Annotated in this window: 10 protein-coding genes; 1 reads left to right on the top strand and 9 read right to left on the bottom strand. The window is 46.0% G+C overall.

Annotated elements, in window-relative coordinates:
* Positions 1-105: 105 nt before the first annotated feature.
* Positions 106-2,325, bottom strand: a complete 2,220-nt coding sequence (gene relA / locus OH461_RS15050) for a GTP diphosphokinase (RefSeq protein ID WP_270021391.1) — start codon at positions 2,323-2,325, stop codon at positions 106-108.
* A gap of 103 nt (positions 2,326-2,428) precedes the next feature.
* On the bottom strand, positions 2,429-3,748 hold the full coding sequence (gene rlmD, locus OH461_RS15045; protein WP_270021456.1) for a 23S rRNA (uracil(1939)-C(5))-methyltransferase RlmD: 1,320 nt from the start codon (positions 3,746-3,748) through the stop codon (positions 2,429-2,431).
* 154 nt (positions 3,749-3,902) lie between these two features.
* Between rlmD and barA the strand changes: the two genes are divergently transcribed.
* On the top strand, positions 3,903-6,692 hold the full coding sequence (gene barA, locus OH461_RS15040; RefSeq protein WP_270021390.1) for a two-component sensor histidine kinase BarA: 2,790 nt from the start codon (positions 3,903-3,905) through the stop codon (positions 6,690-6,692).
* A 77-nt stretch (positions 6,693-6,769) separates the two neighbouring features.
* Here barA and acpS read toward each other — a convergent pair whose 3' ends face one another.
* From acpS to lepA, 7 genes are all read right to left on the bottom strand, one after another.
* Positions 6,770-7,150, bottom strand: a complete 381-nt coding sequence (gene acpS, locus OH461_RS15035; protein ID WP_270021389.1) for a holo-ACP synthase — start codon at positions 7,148-7,150, stop codon at positions 6,770-6,772.
* A gap of 18 nt (positions 7,151-7,168) precedes the next feature.
* Positions 7,169-7,909 (bottom strand): pyridoxine 5'-phosphate synthase, encoded by a 741-nt coding sequence (pdxJ, locus tag OH461_RS15030; protein ID WP_270021388.1) that lies wholly within the window; start codon positions 7,907-7,909, stop codon positions 7,169-7,171.
* The gene (recO, locus tag OH461_RS15025; protein ID WP_270021387.1) at positions 7,906-8,628 is read right to left on the bottom strand and encodes a DNA repair protein RecO; all 723 of its coding nucleotides are present in this window, start codon (positions 8,626-8,628) and stop codon (positions 7,906-7,908) included. Before recO ends, pdxJ begins: the two co-directional genes overlap by 4 nt.
* An 85-nt stretch (positions 8,629-8,713) precedes the next feature.
* On the bottom strand, positions 8,714-9,694 hold the full coding sequence (gene era, locus OH461_RS15020; protein WP_270021386.1) for a GTPase Era: 981 nt from the start codon (positions 9,692-9,694) through the stop codon (positions 8,714-8,716).
* Positions 9,687-10,364, bottom strand: coding sequence for a ribonuclease III (rnc, locus tag OH461_RS15015; protein WP_260260875.1), 678 nt, complete (start codon positions 10,362-10,364; stop codon positions 9,687-9,689). The genes era and rnc overlap by 8 nt, the downstream gene beginning before the upstream one ends.
* A 15-nt stretch (positions 10,365-10,379) precedes the next feature.
* Positions 10,380-11,276, bottom strand: coding sequence for a signal peptidase I (gene lepB, locus OH461_RS15010; protein WP_270021385.1), 897 nt, complete (start codon positions 11,274-11,276; stop codon positions 10,380-10,382).
* Between the two features lie 203 nt (positions 11,277-11,479).
* Entirely contained in the window at positions 11,480-13,273 is a 1,794-nt protein-coding gene (lepA, locus tag OH461_RS15005; protein WP_270021384.1) for a translation elongation factor 4, read from the bottom strand.
* Positions 13,274-13,307: the final 34 nt, after the last annotated feature.

Below are 13,307 nucleotides of genomic sequence, written 5' to 3'. Positions count from 1 at the left end.
CTAGCTAGGCAGCAAACTTATGAGACCCATGAACATAGCTTGTCTATGAGATTGGGCGATATAAGTGCAGCTAACGCCGCTAGAAAGCCAAATACGACGTAAAAGCTAGCCGAGGCGTTTTACAGACATCACATCTTTAATCTGCTCAACCCGCTTAGAAACGCGCGAAAGCACTTCCACGTTAGTGACTTCTAAATCAAAGTCCATGATCGACATTTGAGTACGATAATCGACACGACTCTTCATGCTGGTCACTTTGATTTTTTCGTTGGCAAACAGGGATGTAATGTCTTTTAGAAGACCGCCTCGCTCCATCGCTTCTACACGTACTGTGAGAATATATGACCCAACAAAGCCACTGCCCCATACGGTTTCGATGATGCGCTCTGGCGCATGATGGCGCAGTTCTTCTAGCTGTTCACAGTCATTGCGGTGCACGGAAATACCACGCCCTTGGGTAATGTAACCGGCAATTTCATCGCCCGGAATTGGCTGACAACAACGCGCGAGATGAGTCATGAGGTTATCTACCCCTTCGACCACTACTGCATCTTTCTTCGGACGACTTTGCGCTGGCGCTTTATTCTCAGCTTCTTGCAGTTTTTCTAGGGCTTGTTTGTCTTCTTCTTCCGCGGTTGGTTTATTTACCAACGCATTAATGTGGTTGATGATTTGGTTAATACGCAAATCACCACTGCCTACACCTACGTACAGCTCGTCTGGCGTGTTCACGTTGAAACGTTTGAGCGCATATTGCTCTGCATGTTTCAGTGTTGCACCAATTTTAGCTAACTCTTGCTCTAGGATTTCACGCCCTGCTTCGAGGTTTTTCTCACGGCTTTGCTTACGGAACCATGCATTAATTTTGGCGCGTGCTCGGCCTGAGGTCACAAACCCTGTTGAAGGATTTAGCCAGTCACGAGATGGGTTTGGCTCTTTTGAGGTGATAATTTCAACCTGATCACCCATTTGCAGTTTATGGGTAAACGGAACAATTCGACCCGCCACTTTTGCACCTATGCAGCGATGACCCACTTCTGAGTGAATGTGGTAGGCAAAATCAAGCGGCGTTGCACCCATTGGTAGGTCGACCACATCGCCACGCGGGGTAAAGGCGTAAACGCGATCATCAAAGACTTGGCTTCGAACTTCATCCAGCATTTCACCAGAATCCGACATCTCTTCTTGCCAATCGAGTAGTTTACGCAGCCACGTAATCTTCTCATCGTAACCGCTACGACCACTGCCACCTTCTTTGTATTTCCAGTGCGCGGCAACACCAAGCTCCGAATCTTCGTGCATCTGTTTAGTACGAATTTGGATCTCGATGGTTTTGCCTTCTGGGCCAAGAATGACGGTATGGATAGATTGGTAGCCATTCGGTTTCGGGTTGGCTACGTAATCATCGAATTCACTTGGAAGATGCTTGTACTTGGTATGCACCGCACCTAATGCAGCGTAACAATCTTGGAGTTGGTCAGCAATGATTCGCACTGCTCGCACATCAAAGAGCTCATCAAAGGCTAAGCCTTTTTTCTGCATTTTGCGCCAAATACTGTAAATGTGTTTTGGACGACCACTCACTTCGGCATTGATGCCTGAACCTTGCATTTCTGAGGTTAAGTCATCGACAAAATCTTTGATGTATTGCTCGCGAACGATACGACGCTCAGAAAGCTGTTTGGCAATCTGTTTGTAAGTTTCAGGTTGCTGGTAACGGAACGCGTAATCTTCGATTTCCCACTTAAGCTGACCGATACCCAATCGGTTTGCTAATGGCGCGTAGATATTGGCACACTCTTTTGCAGCGGCGCGGCGCACGTCATCGGGCGCTTTTTTTACTTCAATCAAGTTGCAGATTCGCTCGGCTAACTTGATAACTACGCAGCGGAAATCATCCACCATCGCCAATAACATGCGGCGCACGTTGTCGACTTGGCTTGAGGCAGCACTGCCTTCTAAAGCAACGTTCAACTGACCTAACGCTGCCATTTCAGCGACGCCATCAATCAGTTTTACGGTTTCTTTACTGTGGTCTTCTTCGAAAGTTTCTCTGTCTAACGCACCGCTCGCGACTAGCGGGTACAATTGCGCGGCAACCAGTGTCGCTTTATCCATCGACAAAGTAATGAGGATTTCGATCATCTCTCGACCACGCCATAGGAGTAACGCGGCGTCCTCTCTACCTTGTAGATAGGTTTCACATTGGTGATATATTGTCGTTAAGCGCTGAGCCGTCTTTGGCTCCTGTTTTAGGCTAGTAATCCATTTATCTTGCTCAAACTGTTCGTCTTGATTCAAATGAGCGCTTCGTACCGCAACCATCTTTTTTCGTCCTAGTTTTTCTTTTTTTTTCTAACAACTCAACCGATATTAGGTTGAGCCGCTAGCTTTTACGTCCGTCATTTTCAAACACTTGATTCCATCGTTACTGTTTTACAAACAGTGCCATGGACTCAAGGTGGCTGGTGTGTGGGAACATATCCAACATACCAAGTTTTTCTAATTTGTAGCCTTGTTGCAGCAAGCTTTGGCTATCTCTGGCTAGGGTAGCAGGATTACAAGAAACATAAACCACCCTCACTGCGCCAAGCGCAGACAATTGCTCAACGATACCACTTGCCCCTGCACGAGCTGGGTCGAGCAGTATTTTATCAAACTTTTCACTCGCCCATGGCGCAAGTGACATATCTTGTTCCAAATTTGCTTGGTAGAACAGAGCATTGTCTATTTGGTTTAACTGGGCATTGCGGGTGGCTTTTTCAACCATTGCGTCCACACCTTCGACGCCTATCACAGCTTTCACTTGTTTTGCGATCGGTAAGCTGAAGTTGCCTAAACCACAAAAGAGATCCAGTACGCGGTCTTCACTGCTCAGCTCTAACCAAGATAGCGCTTGCTCAACCATTTGTTGGTTTACGTCTTGGTTCACCTGAATAAAGTTGTTTGGTGAAAATGGCACCGTTACGCCCACTTCGGTGTAGTGAGCTTCATCACCCATAACTAAGTTGAGCTGTTCCGCTTCAGGCATCAAATAGAGTGTGGTCTGCTTTTCACGCGCGAACTGCTCAATTGCCGCCTGATCTTTATTGGTTAAAGGCTTGGTATGGCGCAGTACCATCACATTGGTATTATCGCCTTTCACTAATTCTACGTGACCAAGGCTCTCTTGACGGTCAAAACTCTGTAGTAATTGATACAGTTCAGGCAGCATCGCATCGAGCTCAGGAGCTAATACAGGGCAATGCGTCACAGTCACTATTTGCTTACTCTGTTTGCGGCGAAAACCAAACTGCAACTGACGAGTTTTCTTATCTAGCATGACACTAATACGAGCGCGACGGCGATAACCTTTATCATCGCCAACAATTGATGGCAGAAGATCTTGGTTTTGCCCTGAGAACTTGCTCATCAACTGACTTAAGGTCTGTTGTTTGTAATCTCGCTGACTGGCAAGATCCAAATGCTGCATATTACAACCACCACATTGCTCAAAGTGCTGACAGATAGGTTCAACACGCTCAGCACTCGCTTGCTGCACTTTAATCAACTGAGCGCGGGCAAACTTGCTTTTTGACTCAGTCAATTGAGCCAGAACCTGCTCACCTGGCAGTCCCCCTTCAATAAACACTGGTTTCTTGTTTTGATACGCAATCCCCGCGCCATGGTGATCAAGCTTTTCGATCTTAAACGCTTGGTGTTTAGTGTTTAATTGAGTTTTCTTTTTAGGTTGGAAAAAACGCGCCATGCTCAGTGCCTGTAATATTGCTTCAAATTGCTGTTCAGGCATCACCTTTTCGTGCCTGAATCATTGTAGTCCCTTTCTTGGGCGATTATGCTTATCGCTTCGACGGGATATATCTAATATTTTCCCATATCCACACCACGATGTTTAGACAATAATGACCAGATACGGCTTACGCGCCCGCGTTATTACTCTTACTCTAGCGCCAACCCTCATAATTGGCTTAATCTTGAGTGCAATTTTTTCGTTCAACCGCTATCACGACTTAGAAAAGCAGGTGATAAATTCTGGTCTGAGCATCATTGAGCCATTAGCGATTGCCAGTGAAGATGGCATCAAAAGCAACAGTCGAGAATCGGTGCGCCGTATTATCAGCTACGCCCATCGTAAGAATTCTAAATTTGTGCGCAGTATTGCGGTATTCGACTACAACCACGAACTGTTTGTTACCTCGAACTTTCACCCTAACTTTGAATCACTGACGTTTCCGCGTACCGCACCCATTCCGCTCTTGGTGACCTCAGACTTACAAGACAACACGTTAATTTTACGTGCTCCCATTATCAGTGAATCTGGCGTAACTCAAACACCACAAGGGAGAGATACCACCCCTGCGCTTGGCTATATTTCAATTGAGCTGGATCTTTCCTCTCTGCGCTTGCAGCAATACCAAGAAATTTTCTCAGCTTTCCTCGTGCTTCTCATTGGTTTGAGTCTGTCCGGTTTCTTTGCGATGCGACTCATGCATGATGTGACTCGCCCTATCTCACACATGAAAAACATGGTGGACCGCATTCGCCGTGGTCACTTGGATGTTCGTATTGAAGGCAAAATGCACGGTGAATTGGATTCACTGAAGAACGGTATCAACGCGATGGCGGTATCGTTGTCTGAATACCATGTGGAGATGCAGCATAGTATCGATCAAGCGACATCAGACCTACGTGAAACCCTTGAGCAGTTAGAGATTCAAAACGTTGAGTTGGATATCGCGAAAAAACGCGCCCAAGAAGCCGCGAGGGTAAAATCTGAATTCTTAGCCAATATGTCTCACGAGCTTCGCACACCACTCAACGGTGTGATTGGCTTTACCCGCCAAATGCTGAAAACCAAGCTGACTAATAGCCAAACGGACTATCTACAAACCATCGAGAAATCGGCCAACAATCTACTCAACATCATCAACGATATTCTGGATTTCTCGAAGCTTGAAGCGGGTAAACTGGCACTTGAAAATATTCCATTTGAGTTCCAAGAAACGCTCGAAGAAGTGGTGAGCTTACAAGCCACCAGCGCCCATGAGAAAGGCTTAGAAATCACACTTAAAGTCGACTCTAAAGTGCCTACTGGCCTAGTGGGTGACCCATTACGTATCCAACAGGTTCTGACTAACTTGGTTGGTAACTCAATCAAATTTACCGAGCGCGGCAACATTGATATCAGTGTCGAGCTTCGTTCACAGAAAGATGATGTCGTCGAACTGCAATTCATGGTTCGCGATACCGGCATTGGTATCTCTGAGCGTCAACAAGCTCAGCTATTCCAAGCATTCAGCCAAGCTGACGCCAGCATCTCTCGCCGTTATGGTGGTACAGGGCTTGGTTTGGTTATCACCCAGAAATTGGTTAGCCAGATGGGTGGCGAAATCAGCTTAACTAGCCGTCTGCACCAAGGTTCTACCTTCTGGTTTACTCTGCGCTTACATGCGACAGATATGCCAATGAGCGAGCTAATTGAAGCGCAAGTGCTTAACCAACGTTCTCTGCTCTTGGTTGAGCCAAATATGCAAGCGGCGTCAATTACGCGCCAAATGCTAGTTCAACATGGCCTGTCGGTTAGCTACCGCTCATCACTGCCAGAAGAAGTCGAGAAGTTCGATTACGTATTGCTAAACCTTGCGCCGAACAAGATAAATGAATTGGAGCAAGTGGAGCAATGGGTCGAAAAAGCCTTGAGTTGCGCGCCTCACGTTGTTGTGGGCACGCCAAGTACTGCACTGGCACTCTCAGATCACCTGATTCAAAAGTATCAGATTCACTGTATTACTAAGCCCCTTTCACGTAAGAAGTTGCTGCAAACTCTGGCGGCGAACCAAGAAAGCTTACCTGAGATTGAACATGACGAGCCGGTTTACAATGAAACCTTGCCGCTGACTGTCATGGCCGTCGACGATAACCCAGCCAACCTAAAACTGATTGCTGCCCTATTGGATGAACGGGTGGAGCGCGTCGTAACCGCAACAAATGGCGCAGACGCGGTGGCAAAAGCAGAAACACAAAAATTCGACATCATCTTGATGGATATTCAGATGCCGCACATGGATGGTGTGACGGCATGTAGCAAGATTAAACAAGGTGAACTTAATACGCATACCCCAGTGATTGCGGTAACCGCTCATGCGATGAGTGGCGAACGAGATCGACTACTTCAAGCAGGTATGGATGATTACCTCACCAAACCAATCGAAGAACACGTGCTGCAACAAGTCTTGATGCATTGGAGTCCTTTAACTAAAGCTGACGAGTTAGAAAAACTGGACATTCCAGCGCACCCCGATCCTATTGTGCAAGCGCACGCTGCGGCGATTGAGCACCAAAATATCATTATTGATTGGCAAGCTGCGCTCAAGCAATCAGCTAATAAAGAGGATCTCGCCAAAGAGATGCTGCAAATGCTGATCGACTATATGCCAGAGGTTAATGACATTGTAGAACAGGCGATTGACAGTGAAGACTTCGATATCGAACAGCTAATTCACCACGTTCACAAGCTACATGGCAGCTGCTCTTACAGCGGAGTTCCTCGCTTGAAGAAAGTCTGCGCAACCATCGAGAAACAGCTTCGTTCCGGCGCGACGATTGAAGATATCGAACCTGAATTATTCGAGCTGCAAGATGAAATGGAAAAAGTAACCGCCAGTGCAGAGCCTTACTTGGCGACAGAGTAAAAGGCACTAAAACAAAAGCAGCTCATGATGAGCTGCTTTTTTGTCTCTAAGTTTAGTATTTCAGCATAGCGGCTTACTTAGCTTTCGTAGATAACCGTTGCCACTGCATAGTGTCTTTCATCAGATATAGACAAATGAATATGATTAACCTGCTTGCTTTGGGCAATCTCTAACGCTTTATTCGCTAGGGTTAAAACCGGTTTGCCATGCTCATCATTCGTCACTGTAAAATCGTGAAACGTTACGCCCATTGCAATGCCAGTACCTAACGCTTTTGAAGCGGCTTCTTTAGCCGCGAAACGCTTAGCTAGAAATCGTCCTTGCTGTTTCAAGCTATCAAATTTAGCCAACTCAACGTCGGTTAAAATGCGTTTAGCGAACGCTTCGCCGCTGCGCGATAACGCTTTCTCTACTCGCTCAATCTCCGCGATATCCGTGCCCAGACCTACAATTGCCATACGACTACCTAAACTGTTTTATAGCTGCGGCTTACGCGCTTCAACCATAATCGCTTTCATATCCGCCACTGACTTTTCTAGGCCATCAAAGACTGCGCGGCCAATGATTGAGTGACCAATGTTTAGCTCGTAGATCTCTGGGATAGCCGCAATTGGTGCTACGTTATGATACGTCAAACCATGGCCTGCATTTACGGTAATACCTAGATCAGCGGCGTAGCTTGCACCTGCCGAGATTTTCTTCAGCTCATCTTGCTGATCTTCTTCGCTGGTCGCGTCAGCATAGTGACCAGTGTGAAGCTCAATAAATGGTGCGCCACACGCTTTCGCTGCATCAATTTGTTCACGGTCAGCATCAATAAACAGTGACACTTTAATGCCCGCTGCAGTTAGTTTTTGCGTTGCGGCTTTCACTTTCTCAAGTTGACCAGCCACGTTTAAGCCACCCTCGGTAGTCAGCTCTTCACGCTTCTCAGGTACTAAACACACATATTCAGGTTTAGTGTTTAGCGCAATCTCTACCATCTCATCAGTCACGGCCATTTCAAGGTTCATTCGCGTCTGAATCGTTTCACGCAGAATACGAACATCACGATCGTTAATATGACGGCGGTCTTCACGTAGGTGGATAGTAATGCCATCCGCGCCCGCACGTTCAGCAATCTCCGCTGCGTGCACTGGATCTGGGTATTTAGTACCGCGCGCATTACGTAGTGTCGCGATATGGTCGATGTTTACACCTAGGTAGATTGAGCTCATTTTCCAATACTCCGTTTGGGAACCATACTTAGAAAGAGTTCCCTGCTTTTTAATGGTTTGCCGCCAAGATAAGGCTTTAACGCTATGCGTGTAAAGCGTTTTGCTGCTTTAAGTTGTTGTTTAGTTATAAACCTACGTTCACTTATCGCGATCAGTTCATCGCCCATAAAGGTAAGGTTGTCATTTCGTACCGAGGCAATAAATCCTTGCTGCTCTCGATAACGGTAAGTCATTGTAGGATCAATCGCTTCACCCGTACCTGCACAATGGAGAAAGTCGACACCATACCCCATGGCTTGTAACAAGGCTAATTCAAAGCGGCGCAATGCAGGTTCAGGGTTGTCCGATTGAGCAAGCTCCGTTAATGCATGCAGGTAATCATGAAATAGTGCTGGCATTGGCACTTCGGCCATCAAAACTCGCCCGACTAGCTCGTTCACATACATGGCCGAATAAAGGTTAATGCCTGTCAGAGGTAATCCTAGGCTGATGGGTTCTGCTTGGCGAAGCGTTTTCATTGAACCGCCACCCGACCATTTCAGCAATAAAGGGGTGAATAGTTGCAGCGCACCTTTTAAGTTTGATCGCTTACTGCGAGCCCCTTTAGACATTAAGGTTACGCGGCCGAACTCCTCGCTGAATACATCGAGAATCAAACTGGACTCACTGTATGGTCGGCGATGAAGAACAAAGCAGCGTTGTAAACCTTCTGCGGACATATAAACCTTTCTACTAGGAAATAAAAAAGGAGCCTAAGGCTCCTTTCAATTCAAACTCGGAGCGAAGCACTAACGCTTCACTGTATTATAAATCGTCGATGTAACCTAGAGAACGCAGTGCACGTTCATCATCAGCCCAACCTGATTTCACTTTAACCCAAGTTTCAAGATAAACCTTACGACCAAACAGCTCTTCCATATCTAGACGAGCTTCACGTCCGATAGTTTTGATCTTCTCGCCACCTTTACCAATCACCATCTTCTTCTGGCCATTACGCTCAACAAGAATCAGCGCGTTAATGTGGAAACCGTCAGTCTCTGGGTTGTAATCGAAGCGTTCAATTTCAACCGTGATTGAGTATGGAAGCTCATCACCAGTAAAACGCATCAGCTTTTCACGCACGATTTCAGAAGCCATGAAGCGCTGAGATCGGTCTGTCACGTATTCTTCAGGGAAGTGGTGAGTCGCTTTAGGTAAGTGTTCACGCACGTGTTTACGCAATACATCAATGTTCTTACCGTGCTTGGCAGAAATTGGCACTACGTCAACGAAATCCATCTTGCCCGACATTTCTTGCATGTGCAGCATGACTTCGTTGCGGTCTTGCACCACGTCTACTTTGTTAACACACAGAACCACTGGGAAGTTAGACTTTTGAAGTTTGGTTAATACCATTTCATCGTCTTTGGTCCAGTGTGTGCCATCAACCAAGAAGAACACTAGGTTTACATCACTCAGTGAAGAGTTTGCTGCACGGTTCATCAAACGGTTAATCGCACGCTTCTCTTCAATGTGTAGACCCGGAGTATCAACGAAGATTGCTTGGTAATCCCCTTCCGTATCCACACCCATGATGCGGTGACGAGTTGTCTGAGGCTTGCGAGAAGTAATCGAAATCTTCTGGCCAAGAATCTTATTCAGTAGCGTTGATTTACCCACGTTCGGGCGACCAACAATCGCGACAAAGCCACAATGTTGGTTTTCAGGAGAGCTTGGCTCGCTGCTCGATGAGAAGAACGCATCGATATCAAACTCTTCGTTTTGGTTGTCTGTTGAATCAGCCATTGGTTAGTTGCTCTAATGCTGTTTCCGCAGCCGCTTGTTCTGCCTTGCGACGGCTGGTGCCTTTACCGATTACAGGTGATCCAATACCTGCTACTTCACACGAAACCGTAAACTCTTGGTTGTGTGCTTCACCTTTAATATTAGTCACTGTGTACACAGGTAGTGGTTTTCTTCGACCTTGTAAAAACTCTTGTAGGCGAGTTTTCGGATCTTTTTGAGAAACACCCGGCTTGATCGCTTCAAGGCGCGAGTTATACCAGCTCAAAATAATGCCACGTACGTTTTCAATGTCGCTATCTAGGTAAATAGCGCCAATGATGGCTTCTACAGCATCAGCTAAGATTGAATCACGACGGAAACCGCCACTCTTCAACTCACCTGGACCTAATTTTAAGTAATCTCCTAGTTCGAATTCACGACCTAGTTCAGCCAATGTATTACCACGTACTAATGTTGCACGCATACGGCTCATATCACCTTCGTTTACCTTAGGGAAACGATGGTAAAGATCATCAGCAATAACAAAACTTAAAATTGAATCGCCCAGAAACTCAAGACGTTCGTTGTGTTTGCCATTAGCGCTGCGGTGAGTCAGCGCTAAGTTGATAAGCTCAGCATCTTTAAATTGATAGCCGAGCTTTTTTTCTAACAATGCAATTGGAGAATTCATGCTCTCTCGATTTTATTAGTTAATACCACCGATGCGGTCAAAACGCACACCAGTTGGAACCCAAGTAGGTAAGATACTGCTTTCATCGCGATCACGCTCAAAACTGATCCAAATCGCGACAGCTTTACCGACTAAGTTAGCTTCAGGAACAAAGCCCCAGAAGCGGCCGTCAGAACTGTGGTCTCGGTTATCACCCATCACAAAGTAATGACCTTCAGGCACAACCCACTCATTTACGCCACTACGAGGTTGATAGTTTTCAACAATGTCATGACGTGCTGGGTTGATAAGAATTTTGTGCTCATGCCCATCAAGCTGCTCATCCGCTTCAATCATTGCGGTTCGACCATAGTAGTAGCCGCTGTTTGTTTTATTAAGCTGAGCAACTGGGTTACAGCTAGTTTCGCCTTTCTTCTGCAAGCAAATTTGCTTATCTGCACTGTATCTAACGATATCGCCCGGTAAACCGATGACACGCTTAATGTAGTCAACATTTGGGTCTAGCGGGAACTTAAATACAATCGGGTCACCACGTTCTGGTTTGCCTGTTTCGATAAGCTGTTTACGCCATACTGGGTCTTTTAGGCCATAGGCGTATTTCTCTACCAAAATAAAGTCACCCACTAGCAAAGTAGGCATCATTGATTGAGATGGAATTTGGAACGGCTCGTAAACAAAGCTACGTAGCAACATGACGACAGCAATCACAGGGAAGATTGAAACACTGTTTTCAACCCACCATGGCTGTGCTTTTACTTTCTCGATTGTCTCAGCATCTAGACCATTCGTCTGAGCTTCGATTTCTGCTAGCTTTGCAGCGCGCTTCTTAGCAAATACAAACTTTTCTAAACACCAAACAATACCGGTGACAACAGTCAGAATAACCAAGAACAGAGAAAATTTGTTCGCCATGTGTTCCCTTACCTTTAGAAATGCGAAAGTGAAAGAGCCGAAGTTCTTTCACCTATTTAATTATTTTACTATCGCAACACCCTAGTCGTTGGAGTTGCAGCTAAGCGACAAATTAACTCAGCCCTGTGAGCATAGATATGCTTGGTAATTAGGGCGGAGTTAATGCAAGCAACAAGGCTGCAGCTTCAAATATGACGGGTATTTTAATCTTTGCCTACGTGAAGAATGGCTAAGAACGCTTCTTGAGGCAGTTCAACGTTACCAATCTGCTTCATACGTTTCTTACCTTCTTTCTGTTTCTTCAACAGTTTCTTCTTACGGCTTACGTCACCACCGTAACATTTCGCGATTACGTTTTTACGTAACTGCTTAACGGTTGAACGAGCAATGATGTGGTTACCGATCGCAGCTTGAATTGCGATATCGAACATCTGACGAGGGATGAACTCTTTCATCTTCTCAACCAGCTGACGGCCACGAGTTTGCGATTGATCTTTGTGAGTAATCATCGCTAGCGCATCCACAGTGTCGCCGTTCAGTAGTACGTCTACACGCACCATGTTCGATGCTTCAAAGCGTTGGAAGTTGTAATCCAGAGACGCATAACCGCGAGATGTAGACTTCAGACGGTCGAAGAAATCTAGTACTACTTCAGCCATTGGAATGTCATAAGTAACCGCAACTTGGTTGCCATGGTAAACCATGTCTACCTGCATACCGCGTTTCTCTACACATAGAGTAATTACGTTACCTAAGTATTCAGAAGGCACTAGGATGTTACAACGTGCAATCGGCTCACGAATTTCTTCGATGTCGTTAACCGCTGGTAGCTTAGCTGGGCTATCTACATAAAGCAGGTTACCGTTCGTCTCTTCCACTTCGTACACTACCGTTGGTGCGGTAGTGATAAGGTCTAGATCGTATTCACGCTCAAGACGCTCTTGAATGATTTCCATGTGCAACATGCCAAGGAAACCACAACGGAAACCAAAGCCAAGTGCAGCCGAGTTTTCTGGCTCATAGAATAGTGACGCATCGTTTAGGCTTAGTTTGCCTAGTGCATCACGGAAGTTTTCGTAGTCATCAGAAGATACAGGGAATAGACCCGCGTAAACCTGAGGTTTTACTTTCTTAAAACCTGGTAGCGGTTTATCACAACCGTGTTTCGCGAGTGTTAGCGTATCACCTACTGGCGCGCCTAGGATGTCTTTGATACCACAAACAACCCAGCCAACTTCACCGGTACGCAGTACTTCTGTATCAACTTGTTTAGGTGTGAAGATACCTAGACGGTCGACACCCCAAACTTGACCAGTACTCATTACTTTGATCTTATCGTTCTTCTTCAGTTCGCCGTTTTTAATACGAACTAGAGAAACTACGCCAAGGTAGTTATCAAACCATGAGTCGATGATCAGTGCTTGTAGTGGCGCTTCAGGATCACCTTCTGGCGCTGGAATCGCAGAAACGATGTTTTCAAGAACATCATCTACGCCAATACCGGTTTTCGCACTACAACGAGTCGCTTCCATCGCATCAATGCCAACGATCTCTTCGATTTCTTCTGCCACACGCTCTGGGTCTGCGGCTGGTAGGTCAATCTTGTTAAGGATTGGCACAACCTCTAGATCCATTTCAATCGCGGTGTAACAGTTAGCAAGAGTTTGAGCCTCTACACCTTGACCTGCGTCGACTACCAATAGTGCGCCTTCACATGCAGCTAGTGAGCGAGATACTTCATACGCAAAGTCTACGTGTCCTGGAGTATCGATGAAGTTTAATTGGTAGGTTTCACCGTCTTTAGCCGTGTAGTTAAGAGTCACACTCTGAGATTTGATGGTGATGCCACGCTCACGCTCAAGATCCATTGAGTCAAGGACTTGGGCTGCCATTTCACGATCGCTTAAACCACCACATACTTGGATTAAACGGTCAGATAGGGTCGACTTACCATGGTCGATGTGGGCGATAATCGAAAAGTTACGAATGTGCTTCATGATTTGGTGTGACTAAACTCTTGTAAATAGGGAC

The organism is Vibrio sp. LaRot3 (genome assembly GCF_027587025.1).
GTDB lineage: Bacteria > Pseudomonadota > Gammaproteobacteria > Enterobacterales > Vibrionaceae > Vibrio.
Note: the sequence above shows the minus strand (reverse complement) of the source record. Positions and strands in the feature narration are given on the sequence as shown.